12 protein-coding genes and 1 pseudogene are annotated in these 15,536 nt (G+C 61.3%); 11 read left to right on the plus strand and 2 right to left on the minus strand.

The window, feature by feature from the left end; all coding sequences use genetic code 11:
• Positions 1–3: 3 nt before the first annotated feature.
• A complete protein-coding gene (locus VC352_RS05305; RefSeq protein WP_322978540.1) occupies positions 4–585 on the minus strand; it encodes a recombinase family protein in 582 nt (193 codons plus the stop codon).
• Positions 586–793: 208 nt separating this feature from the next.
• Between VC352_RS05305 and VC352_RS05310 the strand changes: the two genes are divergently transcribed.
• The 8 genes and pseudogenes from VC352_RS05310 (at position 794) to VC352_RS05340 (ending at position 9,543) form a co-directional block, all read left to right on the plus strand.
• Positions 794–1,081 carry an abortive infection family protein gene (locus VC352_RS05310; protein WP_322978541.1) on the plus strand — a complete coding sequence of 96 codons (288 nt, stop codon included), beginning with the start codon at positions 794–796 and terminating at the stop codon, positions 1,079–1,081.
• Between the two features lie 429 nt (positions 1,082–1,510).
• On the plus strand, positions 1,511–2,368 hold the full coding sequence (locus VC352_RS05315; protein ID WP_322978542.1) for a hypothetical protein: 858 nt from the start codon (positions 1,511–1,513) through the stop codon (positions 2,366–2,368).
• 770 nt (positions 2,369–3,138) lie between these two features.
• Positions 3,139–3,636: pseudogene (locus VC352_RS25320) on the plus strand (MCP four helix bundle domain-containing protein); the annotation flags it as partial.
• 420 nt (positions 3,637–4,056) lie between these two features.
• Positions 4,057–4,770, plus strand: coding sequence for a methyl-accepting chemotaxis protein (locus VC352_RS25325; RefSeq protein WP_416340099.1), 714 nt, complete (start codon positions 4,057–4,059; stop codon positions 4,768–4,770).
• 159 nt (positions 4,771–4,929) lie between these two features.
• Entirely contained in the window at positions 4,930–6,063 is a 1,134-nt protein-coding gene (locus VC352_RS05325) for a mechanosensitive ion channel family protein (protein ID WP_322978544.1), read from the plus strand.
• 98 nt (positions 6,064–6,161) lie between these two features.
• The gene (locus VC352_RS05330; RefSeq protein ID WP_322978545.1) at positions 6,162–6,827 is read left to right on the plus strand and encodes a DsbA family protein; all 666 of its coding nucleotides are present in this window, start codon (positions 6,162–6,164) and stop codon (positions 6,825–6,827) included.
• 454 nt (positions 6,828–7,281) lie between these two features.
• A complete protein-coding gene (locus tag VC352_RS05335) occupies positions 7,282–8,733 on the plus strand; it encodes a sodium:solute symporter family protein (RefSeq protein WP_322978546.1) in 1,452 nt (483 codons plus the stop codon).
• Positions 8,734–8,844: 111 nt separating this feature from the next.
• Complete coding sequence (locus VC352_RS05340; RefSeq protein WP_322978547.1) at positions 8,845–9,543, plus strand: endonuclease I family protein; 699 nt, start codon at positions 8,845–8,847, stop codon at positions 9,541–9,543.
• A 298-nt stretch (positions 9,544–9,841) separates the two neighbouring features.
• On the opposite strand, the gene VC352_RS05345 is transcribed toward VC352_RS05340, so the two are convergent.
• Positions 9,842–10,039 carry a hypothetical protein gene (locus tag VC352_RS05345; protein ID WP_125875171.1) on the minus strand — a complete coding sequence of 66 codons (198 nt, stop codon included), beginning with the start codon at positions 10,037–10,039 and terminating at the stop codon, positions 9,842–9,844.
• 73 nt (positions 10,040–10,112) lie between these two features.
• Here VC352_RS05345 and VC352_RS05350 point away from each other — a divergent pair, with 73 nt between their 5' ends.
• From VC352_RS05350 to gcvP, 3 genes are all read left to right on the plus strand, one after another.
• Positions 10,113–11,630, plus strand: a complete 1,518-nt coding sequence (locus VC352_RS05350) for a sigma-54-dependent transcriptional regulator (protein WP_322978548.1) — start codon at positions 10,113–10,115, stop codon at positions 11,628–11,630.
• 542 nt (positions 11,631–12,172) lie between these two features.
• Positions 12,173–12,556, plus strand: coding sequence for a glycine cleavage system protein GcvH (gcvH, locus tag VC352_RS05355; protein ID WP_230927049.1), 384 nt, complete (start codon positions 12,173–12,175; stop codon positions 12,554–12,556).
• A 9-nt stretch (positions 12,557–12,565) separates the two neighbouring features.
• The gene (gcvP, locus tag VC352_RS05360) at positions 12,566–15,418 is read left to right on the plus strand and encodes an aminomethyl-transferring glycine dehydrogenase (protein ID WP_322978549.1); all 2,853 of its coding nucleotides are present in this window, start codon (positions 12,566–12,568) and stop codon (positions 15,416–15,418) included.
• The last annotated feature ends 118 nt before the right edge of the window (positions 15,419–15,536 follow it).

Raw genomic sequence — 15,536 nt, forward strand, 5'->3', positions numbered from 1 at the left:
TTGTTAGGCATCTAACGCTTTGGCCCGCAGCACTCTGCAAGCCCGCTTAACCGCCGCCGTCGAGATCCCCCAGTGCTTGGCGGTATCTGCAATGCTGGCCTCGTTCTCTTTCCTCCAGGCTGCCACAGCCTGATCATCGATCACCTTCGGTGCCCCCAGCTTCTTGCCCTGTGCCCTGGCTCGCTCAATCCCGGCCATCTGTCGCGCCTTGATATTGGCCCGCTCCAGTTCCGCAACGGCAGCCAGCATGGTGAGCATGGCTTTGCCGACTGGACTGGATAGGTCGAAACCTTCGCGCAGCGAGACCACGGTCACGCCCTTGGCCTTCAGGGCTTCGACTGTTTCCAGCACGTCGATGGTATCCCTGCCCAGGCGGTCGATTGCTGCCACGACAACCGTGTCCCCCTTCCTGGCGTAGGCGTGGAGCGCCTTGAAGCCCTCGCGCTGGAGTGCCTTGGTGGCCCCGCTGGTGGCCTCATCGGAGAACCACTCGTTCACATTGAAGCGTTGGCTGATGGCGTGGCGCTGGGCCTCGGTAGTTTGGTCGTCGGTGCTGACTCGGACGTAGGCGATGGTGGCGGTCATGGCTAATAGCTCCTTGAGCGCAAGGTGGATCACAAAGCTGGCTCAATATATTATTGGGTGGATCAATAAAAATCAACAGTTCTGATCCATTTGAGGGCCGCAGCGCGTCGTCTGGCTCAAGCTGGCTCGGAAGGTACACCTTCTGATCCACGCTGCTTGCCGGAGCTTTCGGCTCCGATGGTCGTTCACGAAGATAGACAGAGGCACCATGCGTGGAGATGCGCCCGATATCAACAAGCTCTATGGCATGGCTGCAGAGCAATTGAACCTCTCCCCGAGTCAACACGCAGACAAAGACTTCAAGCGCATCCTTGGTGGATGCACATCAGTGGTCGAGGGCTTGGGTGGACTGAGGAACAGGCTCGGTGACTCTCATGGGAAAGGGGCAACCTGGGTCAAGCCAGCGCCTCGTCACGCCGAGCTGGCAGTCAATCTCGCTGGCACAATGGCAACCTTCCTGATTGCAACCTGGGAGTTCAGGCAATCAAAGGATTGATACCCCCTGCCCCCTTATCACGCAGCAGCGACTGCGGGGGTACCGGGGGGAAAACGGAGACGGGAGCGCGTTATTACCGGCTCGAAAATCTCTACTAAAAAATCGGGTTTCCCTCTCGCAAGCAAAGCCTTGCATTGGTACAGAATCCAAGTACAGAATGGCACTCTAACTCGGAAGCAAGCCAATAGAATCAAGGCTTTCTGGAGCAAAAAATAGCTCCGTGGGTTCGATTCCCATCACCCGCTCCAGATAGCCAAGCAAAAGCCCCGTCATCACTGACGGGGCTTTTTCGTTTCTGGCGTTTGAAAGGCTTGACCGCAAGGGTTTGGGCCGGGAAAGATGGCACTTTGCCTCAAAAAATAGGCGCTAAACAGAGAAATAAATCCGCATCTGTAACCTCAAGTTCACTCACCCACAAGCCGAACCAGCATGACAATTGAAACTATTAAAAATATCACCCTTGCCTTAATGGTTTACGCCTGCATAATAACAGTAATTCTTATTACCTACTGGGGTCAAACCACAAACCTACTAACAACTGTCTTATCTGACCTTTCCAAAAAACAGAGAGTCATATTATTCTTCTCCATTGCAAATGTACTTTTCGTATGGATACTTTTCATATCCTTATACATTTACAAACCTGAAATAGACACCAACATAGGTCAAATAGGCGACTTCATAGGCGGATTATTAAACCCAATTCTAAGCTTCATGGCGCTCATCGCCATTCTAATGTCAATCGGAGTACAGGAAAAAGAATTATCATCATCGGTAAGCGCTTTAAAATCCCAAGAAGACGTCTTTAAAATACAAACCTTCGAAAACTCCTTCTTTAATTTATTAAATTTACACCGCCAACGCAGAACAGAACTAATTGAAATAGGGACAGACGGCAAAGTCATAAAACAATTAGAGCGCACAGCAAAAAACATAAGGAAATATAGGAAAAGCCTTGACTCTCAAAAAAACCTAAGCCCTCTACAACGCCATCGATTCGCTAGAAAATTCATAAAGAAAAGGCTAAGCACCATTAGCTGCGGAGTGATATATAGACAATTCCTAACCATTAGAGAAGTAATAAGCAACGCAAAATTAAGCAAACAACAAGAAAAATTTTACTACTCACTAGCATACAACGACTTCAACTCCTACGAGAGAGCCGTACTATGCAACTACGTTCTAGTCAAAAGAATAACAAGAAAAATACTTAGAAAGTACAAACTCACCGCAGTAAAAGACGAATGGCTGATAAGTCCTTTCTTGCACAAGTATTATCATCCTTAACCCACAGAAGAGAATAAAGCCCCCATGTCTAGGTGAACTGAAAGGCTAAAAAAGCTTTGCAAATCACTGCAAAGGGCTGGAAAGGGTTCGACTCCCCTATGCACGCAACTAGCCAAAACACTCTCCCATTCACCGGAATTTCCGCCACCCAACGCAACCAGAACACTGTCTGCCCTTTTCTGGAGGCACCTGGCGATGGAACAGTGAACTATCTGCGATATCTGGCTCAACGTGGCGATTGTGCTGGTCGCCACGGCGCTGATCTACAGTGTGCTGCGAACCGTGACCGTGGTCGGTGCGCTGCACGAGAAGAAGGGGACAGATTTATTTAATGGCCAAACCGTATCTAACCGCTCAGAAAATAAATCTATCCCCTGCCCCACGCGCCCCGGCTCAGCATCAACAGCCCAAGTCCGCTGGTGCGACACCCTTGCGTTGTAGTCGTGCGAAACAGCGAGAGGCTGGGCAGCGACTATCAGCTTGTACAAGACTCCAACGCCCCTCTCCAAAACTCAGCACACCTTCAAGCACACGGCTCATCGCCCTGCTGCCCCTGCTCTTGGCCTCTAGCTTGAGCCACATCCAGCCAAGAAGCCCAGCCCATAACAGCAAAAAGCCATCAATTAGCTTCACCAAGCCTGCCCATTGAAAAGCCCTAATAGCTATACAAACAGCAAATCACGTACAAGGTCGCGGCAGGCCGGGTTTGCGAATCGCGCAAGCCGCGCGGCGTTGTCTGCATCTTCAGGAGTAACCGCATGAATTCCCCCATGAGTATTGCTCAGCGTCTGAGCCTGGGCTTTGGCCTGGTTCTGTCGCTGATGATTCTGATCACGCTCATCGGTGTGCAGCGCGTCGGTTTCATCGACGAGACGCTGACCGCCGTCAGCGATGGCGCCGCGCTGAAGCAGCGTTACGCCATCAACTTTCGTGGCAGCGTGCATGACCGCGCCATTGCCATTCGCGATGCAGTACTGGATGGAGATGGTGCGGCGTTGACCGGGCACCTGGGCGAGATTCAGCGTCTGGATCGCTTCTATCAGGAATCGGCGCAGGCCATGGAAACGCTGCTGGCGAAACAGGCGCCCACGCCAGCGGAGCAACGCCTACTGGAGAACATCAAGACCATCGAACGCAGCACGCTGGCGCTGACCGAGCAGTTGATCAGCCTGCGTCGCGACGGCAATCAGGCGGCGCTGCCCTTGTTGATGGAGCGGGTTTCTCCGGCTTACAGCGAGTGGCTCAAGCACATCAATGCCTTTATCGATTACCAGGAACAAGCCATCAGCAAGGATTTGGGCGAAGTACGTGAAGTGGCCGGTGGCTTCCGTTTGCTGATTCTGCTGGTGACGGGCGCCGCCTTGCTGCTGAGCGTGGGCATCAGCCTGGTGATCATCAACAAGCTGAAATCGACCCTGGGCGCCGAGCCGCACCGGGTGGCGCAGGTGATCCAGCAGTTGGCCAAGGGTGAGCTCGATCAGCAGATCGAAACGCAGTACCCCAATAGTGTGATGGCGGATCTGCAGAACATGGTGCGCCGCCTGAGCGACACCATCGCGCAGGTACGCAGCGCGGCAACCGAGCTGACGCATTCCTCGGATCAGTTGATGGCCACGTCCGACAGCAACAACCAGCAGATTCGCCTGCAATCGAGCGAGGCCGAGCAGATGGCCACGGCGATCAACCAGATGGCCGCCACGGTCAGCGAAGTGGCCAACTATGCCGCCAGCGCAGCGGCCGCCACCCGCAATGCCGGCGGCGAAGTGACCATTGGCAATCGCGTGGTGAACGAGACGGCTGCCGCCATCCAGACCCTGGCGCGCACCCTGGAGAGCGCGACGCAAAGCGTGCAGCAGGTGTCCACCGACAGCGAGAGCATCGAAAAGATCATCGAGGTGATCACCTCCATTGCCGAGCAGACCAACCTGCTGGCGCTCAATGCCGCCATCGAGGCTGCCCGCGCCGGTGAACATGGCCGTGGCTTTGCCGTGGTGGCGGACGAGGTGCGCTCCCTGGCGACCCGCACGCAGGATTCGACCCGGGAAATTCGCGGCATGATCGCCAAGCTGCAGGAGGGTGCCGGCAAGGCGGCAGAAGTGATGCTCGAGAGCCGCGAGTTGGCGCAGAAGACTGTCGAGCAGACCCTGCTGGCCGAGCAGGCGCTGAGCAAGATCAGTGATGAAGTGACCGCGATCAATGACATGAACACGCAGATCGCCAGCGCCTCGGAACAACAAAGCGCGGTAGCCGAGGAGGTCAACCAGAACATCAGCCGCATCCACAACGCGACCCTAGAAACCTCCGCCGGCTCGGAGCAGGTGGCAGCCTCCAGTCAGGAGCTGGCCACTTTGGCGAACCGTCTGACCGACAAGGTGAGCTTCTTCAAGGTACGCGCTGCCTGAAGAAGCGAGCCGTTCAGGCGACTGCATCGACACCCGTGCAGTCTGCCTGACAACCATTGAGATGCCGCCGCTGCGCATTGGCGCTCCTGCCAATCGGTGGGAACTTCTACCGTTCAACGTCACCAGAACCCTATATGTGCGTTTTGGAGACGGCAGACGATGGAACAGTGGAATATCTGGCTTGACCGCGATATCTGGCTCAACGTGGCAATCGTGCTGGTCGCAACGGCGCTGATCTACAGCGTGCTGCGGGCCGTGGTCGGTGCGTTGCACAAGCGCTTGACGGCCTGGTCGAAGAATCAGGATGGCAACTGGCAACACTTCGTCGCGGTGGTGATCGGCCGTACCAGCCGGTTGTTGCTGCTGGCCTTTTCCCTGCTGCTGGCGTTGCGCTTGCCGGATCTGCCCGACAGTTGGCAGAGCGCGCTGAGCCATACCTGGTTCGTCGCGCTGGCCTTGCAGGTGGCGCTGTGGGTCGATAGCGGCGTACGCCTTTGGTCGCGCAGCCTGGTGATGGGCAAGAGCGGCGTCAACTACAACCCGGTGATGACCACCATCATCAGCATCATGGTGTTGATGGTGGTGTGGTCGGTGATGCTGCTGTCGATCCTGGCCAACCTCGGCGTGGATATCACCGCACTGGTGGCCAGCCTGGGGGTGGGCGGGATCGCCGTGGCGCTGGCGGTGCAGACGGTGCTCAGCGATGTATTCGCCTCGCTGTCCATCGGTGTCGACAAGCCCTTCGAGATCGGTGACTTCGTGGTGTTCGGCGAGGTGGCCGGCACCATCGAGCATATCGGCCTGAAGACCACGCGCATTCGCAGCCTCAGCGGCGAACAGGTGGTGTGTGCCAATGCCGACTTGCTGCGGCAGATCGTGCACAACTACAAGCGCATGGACACCCGGCGCATCGTCTTCAAGTTCGGCATCAGCTATGACACCCCCAGCGCCAAGGTACGCCAGGTGTCGGAGAAGGTCGGCGAGATCATCCGCGCCACACCGAAGACGCGCTTCGACCGCGCGCATTTTCTCGGTTTCGACGAGAGTCAGCTCACCTTCGAGGTGGTGTATATCGTACTGACCTCAGACTACAACCAGTACATGGACATCCAGCAGGAGATCAACCTGCAGTTGCTCGATGCCCTGCGCGAGCTGGACGTGCGCTTCGCCCTGCCTCGCCGCGATCTGCGCCTGGTGGGCGAGCGAACGCCAGTGCTCAAGGTTGCCGGCCTGCCGCAGCAGGTGGAGGCCGAGCGGGGTGAGGAAGATCAGCGCTTGCCGAGGTTCAGTTAACCGCTGACTCGCGCGCTTTGCGCAACAAAGCTGCGACTGTCACGCGGTATATCTGCGCATGACGCAACGATAGAGTGGGCGAACAGGAGACTTCGCCCATGACCATTCAAAACCTCGAACTGCAGTATTTCTTCGATCCGCTCTGCGGCTGGTGCTATGCCAGTGCCCCGGCTCTTTCCGGCCTGGCCGAGCACCATGGCACGGCGTTGCGGATGATGCCCGTGGGGCTCTTCACGCAGCCGCGCCCGATCGCGGGTATTGCCGATTTCGCCTGGCAGAACGACCAGCGCATCGCCACGCTCACGGGCCAACGGTTCAGCGAGGCTTATCGGGAGCAGGTGCTGCTGGCCGCCGATGGGGTGTTCGACTCGACGCCACTGACGCGGGCGCTGACGGCGCTGGCCGAACAGGACGCAAGCCTTGAGTCCCATCTGCTGCACGCCGCCCAGCTCGCCCGCTATGTCGACGGGGTGGACACCTGCCGCGCCGAAGCCGTCGCGCAGATTGCCGTGAATGTGGCGCAAGGCGCAGGCCTCGGCCTGGATGCCGCCGAATTTGCCGCGCGCCTGGGCGATGATCGCGCGCTCGCAGAAGCCACCGCACGTCGTGTCGCCCTGGCCCAACAGGCCATGCAGGCGCTGCCTTCAGGCGGCGTGCCGCAGTTGCTGGTCACCGTCGATGGCGTATCTCAGGTCATTGCCGGGCAACACCTGTACGCGGGCCCGCAGCGGCTGCTGGAACAGCTGCAAGCCCTTCTCGGTTGACGGACTCGTCCACCCCATCTGACGTGCCGCTCATTCCAGACCTATCGGCATGAGCGGCCAGCGCGCAGAACCTGCAAGGAGCGGCCTCAGGGTGGCCGTGCGGCTCGGGCGAACCGGCAAAGCCGGTACGCTTGCCGAGCAGCCATAAAATATCCAAAACGCCCTACCCCGACACATCCAGCCAACGCTTTGTTTATCAGGTGCTTATCGATTCCGCCTGAAGGTCGCCTGTCGCTTTTTTACGTCATGAACGCTGTATATGTTTGACATATTTTACGGCTTTGGCAGACTGCTGGCCCGTTGCGGCAGGTGGCCGCGAACCCGGTATGGCCAGCGCCTACGTGGGATCGCTCGCCAGTTGTGACGCGCCATGAAAACAACAATTCTGTCTGTCCAGGCGGCCTAGCGGGCACTGCCCACGCCGGACGACGGGCGAGCCACTGGTATTCATCCAATGCTGATCTGGTTTGTTGCGATCTACCTGCTGTTCACCGTCGGTGTCGGCGTCTATGCATCCACTCGCGTCAAGAACTCCAAGGATTTCGCCGCCGGCGGCAGGAGCATGTCCTTCCCACTGGTCGCGGCCATGGTGTTTGCCACCTGGTTCGGCTCGGAAGCGGTGCTGGGCATCCCGGCCACCTTCATCGAGGAAGGTTTCGCCGGCATCATCGAGGATCCGTTCGGCTCCTTCGGTTGCCTGATGCTGGTGGGTCTGATATTCGCCCGCCCGCTGTACCGCATGAACCTGCTGACCATCGGCGACTTCTTCCGCAAGCGTTACGGCCCGCACGTGGAGATCTTCACCAGCCTGGTGATCATCGGCTCCTACCTGGGCTGGGTGGCGGCACAGCTGACCGCGCTGGGCGTGGTGTTCAACGTGCTCTCCGACGGCTCGATCACCACCACCCAGGGCATGCTGATCGGCACCGCCATCGTGCTGCTCTACACCCTGTTCGGCGGCATGTGGTCGGTGGCGCTGACCGACTTCATGCAGATGATCATCATCGTCGCCGGCCTGTGCTACCTGACCTGGCTGATCGGCGACATGGCCGGCGGCGCCGATGTGGTGATCAGCCACGCGGCGGCCGAGGGCAAGTTCACCTTCATGCATGCCTTCGAGCCACGGGATATCGTCGCCTTCATCGCCGCGGCGGTGACGCTGATGCTCGGCTCCATCCCGCAGCAAGACGTGTACGCCCGCGTGATGTCGGCCAAGACCGAGAACATCGCCGCGCGCGCCTCGATGGCCGGCGCGGTGTTCTACCTGTCGTTCTGCATGCTGCCGATCTTCCTCACCTACGCCGCCTCGCTGATCGATCCGGCGATGGTGCAGAAGTGGCTAGCCGAGGATGCGCAGATGATCCTGCCGCACCTGATCATGGAGCGCACGCCGCTGTTCGCCCAGGTGATGTTCTTCGGTGCGTTGCTGTCGGCGATCATGTCCACCGCCTCGGGCACGCTGCTGGCGCCGTCGGTGACCTTCACCGAGAACATCCTGAAGAACTTCGTACCGGTGATGAGCGACCGCCAGTTCCTGCTGGCCATGCGCCTGAGCGTGGTGGCGATGACCATCGCCACGTCGATCTTCGCCCTGAACTCCACGGCGAGCATCTACGAGATGGTCGGCAATGCTTACAAGGTGACCCTGGTAGCTGCCGTGGTGCCGCTGTTCGCCGGCCTGTTCTGGAAACGTGCGACCACCCAGGGCGCGCTGCTGGCCATCATCCTCGGCCTGTCGAGCTGGATCGCCCTGGAGCTGACCTATCAGGAGACCGACTTCTGGCCACCGCAGCTGGCCGGTCTGCTGATCAGCCTGGCGGGCATGCTGATCGGCTCGCTGCTGCCGCAGTTCAGCCGTCACCGCGGCGACAGCGTACAAGCCATCACCGCCTCGGCCAACGCCTGAAAACAGGCGCCCTTCTCCTTCGAGAAGGGCGCTTTGCCACCATATAAGCCTTTGAAAAACCTAAATTTTCCTGCTTCACAAGCGTGGCAGTGACGGCTACTCTGCCGCCCCATGATTCGATCTCTACTGCTTCTGTTCTGCTGTTTCACAGCCCTGTCCCTGCATGCCGCACCCGCTACCTTCGCCGAGGCCAAGCGCCTGGCCTGGCCGCTGTATGCCAAGCAATCCACCGAGTTCTATTGCGGCTGCAAGTACAGCGGCAATCGGGTCGACCTGCGCTCATGCGGCTACACGCCGCGCAAGAATGCCAATCGCGCCCAGCGTATCGAGTGGGAACACATCGTCCCGGCCTGGGTGATCGGCCATCAGCGCCAGTGCTGGCAAAAAGGCGGTCGCAAGAACTGCGCCGCCAACGATACCCAGTTCCGCAAGGCCGAGGCCGACCTGCACAACCTGGTGCCGAGCATTGGCGAGGTGAATGGCGACCGCAGCAACTACAGCTTCGCCTGGCTGCCGCAGAAGCCCACCCAGTACGGCCAGTGCCAGACGGTGGTGGATTTCAAGGCACGCAAGGTGATGCCACGTGCCGCGATACGCGGGATGATCGCGCGCACCTACTTCTACATGGCCGACCGTTACAAACTGCGCCTGTCGAAGCAGGATCGCCAGCTCTATACGGCCTGGAGCAAGACCTACCCGGTCGAGCCCTGGGAGCGCCAGCGCAACCAGCAGGTGGCTTGCGTGATGGGCTGGGGTAACCCCTATGTGGGCAAAGTGGATATGAGCCGCTGCGGACGTAAGCGGGCGTAGGTCGCTAGATACGAAGGGTCGCGGCTGAAGCCCCTCCCACAGATGCGGGAGACTTGTGGGAGGGGCTTTAGCCGCGTAGGGCGGACTCAGGAGCCTAAGCGAACAGTCCGCCGGGCCATGCAGAGTCCGGCACTACAACCCACGCGCAATACGCCCCCCAACGGCGTACTGCTTCGCGAGTACGCCCTACTTGGCTGTAGGAGCCCCGCCCCGGGGCGAAGCTCTTGAGTTTTCTATCGCCTGAATGATCGCATTCGCTGCGGGGCGCAGCTCCTACAGTTGGTATGCGGCTCGCCATTCATGCCAGGCGCTGCAACTCGCGCCGCACCATATTGGCGAACTCCGGCGGGCTGAGCTGGTACAGCTCCTGCGCCACCCAGGGTAGCCAGTGCCCTTGTAGTTCAGCCTTGCGCGCCAACAGGCGCTGGGCCTCGGCTTCGGCGCGGGCCTGGTGCTCGCGGTGATAGTCGGCGCGGCTCGGTTTTTCTGTACTCACGCTGTTGCCCTTTTCCTCATATCGGGCGGAGCAGGCATAATCGCCGCCTGTTCGCCCATATCGACCGTCATCAATGCGCATCCACGTCAGCTTCATCGACCGCGTCGGCATCACCCAGGAAGTCCTGGCGCTGCTCGGCGGGCGCAATCTGAACCTCGATGCGGTGGAGATGGTACCGCCAAACGTCTACATCGACGCACCAACGCTAAGCGCCGAGGTGCTCGAAGAACTGCGCGGCGCGCTGCTGCAGGTGCACGGCGTGCAGAGCGTGGAGGTGGTGGACATTCTCCCCGGCCAGCGCCGTCGCCTGCAGCTCGATGCCCTGCTCGCCGCCATGCCCGACCCGGTGCTGGCGGTGGATGACCGCGCCACCGTGCTGCTGGCCAACCCAGCACTGAACGACCTCTACGGCCGCGCCCCCGAGGGCCTCAGCATCGCCGCGCTGTTCGCCGACGAGCCGCTGCAGCAATCGCTGCTGGCCGCTGGTTTCCACCAGCCGCTGCGCGAGGTGCATTTCGCCGGTCAGCCGCTGCTGCTCGATGCCCAGCCCATCACCGAAGACAGTCGCCTGACCGGCGGTCTGCTCACCCTGTATGCGCCGAGTCGCATGGGGCAGCGCCTGGCAGCGTTGCACCACGACCATGCCGAGGGCTTCGACTCGCTGCTCGGTGAGTCCGCTGCGATCAGCGCGCTCAAGACGCGTGCTCTGCGTGTGGCATCGCTGGATGCGCCGCTTTTGATCCATGGCGAAACCGGCACCGGCAAGGAACTGGTGGCGCGCGCCTGCCATGCCGTCAGCGTGCGCCGCACCGCGCCCTTCCTGGCGCTGAACTGCGCCGCCCTGCCGGAGAACCTGGCCGAGAGCGAGCTGTTCGGCTACGCCCCCGGCGCCTTCACCGGCGCCCAGCGTGGCGGCAAGCCAGGGCTGCTGGAGCTGGCCAACCAGGGTACGGTGTTTCTCGACGAGATCGGCGAAATGTCGCCCTATCTGCAGGCCAAGCTGCTGCGTTTCCTGAGCGATGGCAGCTTCCGCCGCGTCGGGGGCGACCGTGAGGTGAAGGTGGACGTGCGCATCCTCAGCGCCACCCACCGCGATCTGGAAAAGATGGTGGCCGAAGGCAGCTTCCGCGAGGATCTGTTCTATCGCCTCAACGTGCTCAACCTGGAAGTGCCGCCACTGCGCGAGCGCGGCCAGGACATCCTGCTGCTGGCCCAGCACTTCATGGCCCAGGCCTGCGCGCAGATCCAGCGCCTACCCTGCCGCCTGGCACCGGCCACCTTCCCGGCGCTGCTGGCCGGGCGCTGGCCGGGCAACGTGCGCCAGTTGCAGAACGTGATCTTCCGCGCTGCTGCCATCTGCGACAGCAACTGGGTGGAAATGGACGACCTGGACATCGCCGTGACTGAGGTGGCGCCACGGGTACAGGGCGAGGTTGGCAGCCTGGAGCAGGCCATGGACGAATACGAGAAGGCGCTGCTGGAAAAGCTCTACGCCAGCCACCCCTCCAGCCGCCTGCTCGCCACCCGCCTCGGCACCTCGCACACCGCCATCGCCAAGCGCCTGCGTAAGTACGGCATCGGCAAGCTGTAAAGACGCTCCTTTGCATAGGGTGGCCGGGCGGCGATCCGTTTCAGCCCACCAGCACAGCCATGAGGCGATGGTGCAACATGCCGGATCGGCCGGTGGGTTACGCGGCGCGCCATCACCGAGTTGTCAGCACGCCCGCTGCTTAGCGCCGCTAACCCACCCTACACGCTAGCCACCCTGGCGAATCCCGGGGGCTGCCTGCACGATCTTCCCGGATGCATACGGCCTACAAGCCACGCAGGACGTGGCTTGTAGGCAGCCTGTAGCCAAATCATTCCACCGTAACGATTTCGTAACGACACGGGTAAAGCCCCATTCCCGCTGGTGCGACCTCAACTTTGCTAAAAACGACGCAGCGTTTTGGAACGATATCGTTCCAGCATACTTTGATCACTCACCCATAAAACACTTAAGCAATTGATTTTATTGAATTTTATAGCAATGGCACCAAGCTTGCTCTAGGGCCAGGAGTTCGACCCGCCCTGCTGCGGGTTACCCGTTGCCTGCCGCAGAAGCAGGCCACCTTTGCCCTTTGAGGAGTTCACATGAGCGAGTTGCGTTTCACCGCCGATCACGAATGGCTGCGTCTGGACAACGATGGTCTGGTAACCGTCGGCATCACCCATTACGCCCAGGACGCGCTCGGCGACGTGGTGTACGTGCAACTGCCGGAAGTGAAGGCCTACGCCCAGGGCGAGGAAGTGGCCGTGCTGGAGTCGGTGAAGGCCGCCAGCAACATCGTCATGCCGCTGGACGGCGAGATCGTCGAAATCAACGGCGACCTGGAAGGCAGCCCGGAGCTGGTCAACGAGTCGCCGCTGGACAAGGCCTGGTTCTTCCGCATGCGCCTGGCCGACAACGCCGTGCTGGCGGACCTGCTGGACAAGGCCGGTTATGACCGCCTGCTGAACGCCAACGCCGACGCCTGAGTGACCGCCATGACCAAGCTCGATACCCAGAACGAATTTATCGCCCGCCATATCGGCCCGCGCGATGCCGACACAGCCGCCATGCTCGAACTGCTCGGCTATGACTCGGTCGACGCGCTGACCGGTGCGGTGATCCCCGAGAGCATCAAGGGCACCAGCATCCTCGGCGAGCAACCGGGCCTGTCGGAAGCCGACGCCCTGGCCAAGATCAAGGCCATCGCCGCGAAGAATCAGCAGTTCAAGAACTACATCGGCCAGGGTTACTACGGCACTCATACGCCGAGCCCGATCCTGCGCAACCTGCTGGAAAACCCGGCCTGGTACACCGCCTACACCCCTTACCAACCGGAGATTTCCCAGGGCCGCCTGGAAGCGCTGCTGAACTTCCAGACGCTGATCAGCGACCTCACCGGCATGCAGATCGCCAACGCTTCGCTGCTTGACGAAGCCACCGCCGCTGCCGAAGCGATGACCTTCTGCAAGCGCCTGTCGAAGAACAAGGCCAGCAACACCTTCTTCGCCTCCCAGCACTGCCACCCGCAGACCCTCGACGTGCTGCGCACCCGTGCCGAACCGCTGGGCATCGAAGTGGAAGTGGGCGACGAAGCCGCCATCACCGACGCCAGCGCCTACTTCGGCGCGCTGCTGCAGTACCCGGCGAGCAATGGTGATATCTTCGACTACAGCGCCCTGGTCGAGCGCTTCCACGCCGCCAACGCCCTGGTTGCCGTGGCTGCCGACCTGCTGGCTCTGACCCTGCTCACCCCGCCGGGCGAGTTCGGCGCCGACGTCGCCCTGGGCAGCGCCCAGCGCTTCGGTGTGCCGCTGGGCTTCGGTGGCCCGCACGCTGCCTACTTCGCCACCCGCGACGCGTTCAAGCGCGACATGCCGGGCCGCCTGGTCGGCATGTCGGTCGACCGCTTCGGCAAGCCGGCCCTGCGCCTGGCCATGCAGACCCGCGAGCAGCACATCCGCCGCGAGAAGGCCACCAGTAACATCTGTACCGCCCAGGTGCTGCTGGCCAACATCGCCAGCATGTACGCCGTGTACCACGGCCCGAAAGGCCTGACCGAGATCGCTCAGCGCGTGCACAGCTTCACCGCCATTCTCGCCCTGGGCCTGACCAAGCTGGGCCACAGCGTCGAGCAGCAGCACTTCTTCGACACCCTGAGCATCAAGACCGGCGCCAAGACCGCCGAACTGCATGCCAAGGCCCGTGCGGCCGGCATCAACCTGCGCGAGATCGACGCCGAGCGTCTGGGTCTGTCGCTAGACGAAACCACCGACCAGGCAGCCGTCGAGGCCTTGCTGGCACTGTTCGCCGCTGACCAGGCCGCGCCTGTCGTCAGCGACCTGGCCGCACAGATCGCCAGCCGCCTGCCGCAAGGCCTGCTGCGTCAATCGGCGATCCTGCAGCACGCAGTGTTCAACCGCTACCACAGCGAAACCGAGCTGATGCGCTACCTGCGCAAGCTGGCTGACAAGGATCTGGCCCTGGATCGCAGCATGATCCCGCTGGGCTCCTGCACCATGAAGCTCAACGCCGCCAGCGAGATGATCCCGGTGACCTGGCCGGAATTCGGCAACCTGCACCCCTTCGCTCCGGTCGAGCAGGCTGCCGGTTACACCCAGCTGACCACTGAACTGGAAGCCATGCTCTGCGCCGCCACCGGCTACGACGCCGTGTCGCTGCAGCCCAACGCCGGCTCCCAGGGTGAGTACGCGGGCCTCTTGGCCATTCGCGCCTATCACCTCAGCCGTGGCGACGATCAGCGCGACATCTGCCTGATCCCGCAATCGGCCCACGGCACCAACCCGGCGACCGCCTCGATGGCCGGTATGCGCGTGGTGGTCACCGCCTGCGATGCGCGCGGCAACGTCGACATCGCCGATCTGAAGGCCAAAGCCGAAGAGCACAAGGATCGCCTGGCTGCGATCATGATCACCTACCCGTCCACCCACGGTGTGTTCGAGGAAGGCATCCGCGAGATCTGCCAGATCATCCACGACAACGGCGGCCAGGTTTACATCGACGGCGCCAACATGAACGCCATGGTCGGCCTCTGCGCCCCGGGTCAGTTCGGCGGCGACGTCTCGCACCTGAATCTGCACAAGACCTTCTGCATCCCGCACGGCGGTGGCGGCCCGGGCGTCGGCCCGATTGGCGTCAAATCGCACCTGGCGCCGTTCCTGCCGGGCCACGCCAACATGGCACGCAAGGAAGGTGCAGTCAGCGCCGCGCCGTTCGGCAGCGCCAGCATCCTGCCGATCACCTGGATGTACATCACCATGATGGGCGGCAACGGCCTCAAGCGCGCGTCGCAGATGGCGATTCTCAACGCCAACTACATCGCCCGTCGTCTGGAAGAGCACTACCCGGTGCTGTACTCCGGTGAGGGCGGCCTGGTGGCGCACGAGTGCATCCTCGACATCCGTCCGCTCAAGGACAGCAGCGGCATCAGCGTCGACGACGTGGCCAAGCGCCTGATCGACTTCGGTTTCCACGCCCCGACCATGTCCTTCCCGGTGGCCGGCACCCTGATGATCGAGCCGACCGAGAGCGAGTCCAAGGAAGAGCTGGATCGCTTCTGCGACGCCATGATCGCCATCCGCGAGGAAATCCGCGCGGTCGAGCAGGGCCGCCTGGACAAGGACGACAACCCGCTGAAGAACGCCCCGCACACCGCCCTGGAACTGGTTGGCGAGTGGCACCACGCCTACAGCCGCGAGCAGGCCGTATACCCGCTGGCGAGCCTGATCGAGGCCAAGTACTGGCCGCCGGTGGGCCGCGTGGACAACGTCTACGGCGACCGCAACCTGGTCTGCGCCTGCCCGTCCATCGAGGCGTATCAGGACGCGTGATGAATCGCCCCTCTGGGGACTGTTCAGCGTCCAGCCCGTAGCCGGATGCAATCCGGGGAGGCCCGCAAAGCCCCACGGATTGCATCCGGGCTACGACTCGCGAAACGCCCCGCGCCAT

This window comes from Pseudomonas sp. C11, assembly GCF_034683865.1.
Classification (GTDB): Bacteria; Pseudomonadota; Gammaproteobacteria; order Pseudomonadales; family Pseudomonadaceae; genus Aquipseudomonas.

Bases quoted from the DNA above. Each gene is read 5' to 3' on its own strand.
- VC352_RS05315 (WP_322978542.1), top strand. From the start codon at position 1,511: ATGACAATTGAAACTATTAAAAATATCACCCTTGCCTTAATGGTTTAC.
- VC352_RS05350 (WP_322978548.1), top strand. From the start codon at position 10,113: ATGCGCATCCACGTCAGCTTCATCGACCGCGTCGGCATCACCCAGGAA.
- VC352_RS05340 (WP_322978547.1), top strand. From the start codon at position 8,845: ATGATTCGATCTCTACTGCTTCTGTTCTGCTGTTTCACAGCCCTGTCC.
- VC352_RS25325 (WP_416340099.1), top strand. From the start codon at position 4,057: ATGGCCGCCACGGTCAGCGAAGTGGCCAACTATGCCGCCAGCGCAGCG.
- VC352_RS05305 (WP_322978540.1), bottom strand. From the start codon at position 585: ATGACCGCCACCATCGCCTACGTCCGAGTCAGCACCGACGACCAAACT.
- gcvP (WP_322978549.1), top strand. From the start codon at position 12,566: ATGACCAAGCTCGATACCCAGAACGAATTTATCGCCCGCCATATCGGC.
- VC352_RS05335 (WP_322978546.1), top strand. From the start codon at position 7,282: ATGCTGATCTGGTTTGTTGCGATCTACCTGCTGTTCACCGTCGGTGTC.
- VC352_RS05310 (WP_322978541.1), top strand. From the start codon at position 794: ATGCGTGGAGATGCGCCCGATATCAACAAGCTCTATGGCATGGCTGCA.
- gcvH (WP_230927049.1), top strand. From the start codon at position 12,173: ATGAGCGAGTTGCGTTTCACCGCCGATCACGAATGGCTGCGTCTGGAC.
- VC352_RS05330 (WP_322978545.1), top strand. From the start codon at position 6,162: ATGACCATTCAAAACCTCGAACTGCAGTATTTCTTCGATCCGCTCTGC.
- VC352_RS05325 (WP_322978544.1), top strand. From the start codon at position 4,930: ATGGAACAGTGGAATATCTGGCTTGACCGCGATATCTGGCTCAACGTG.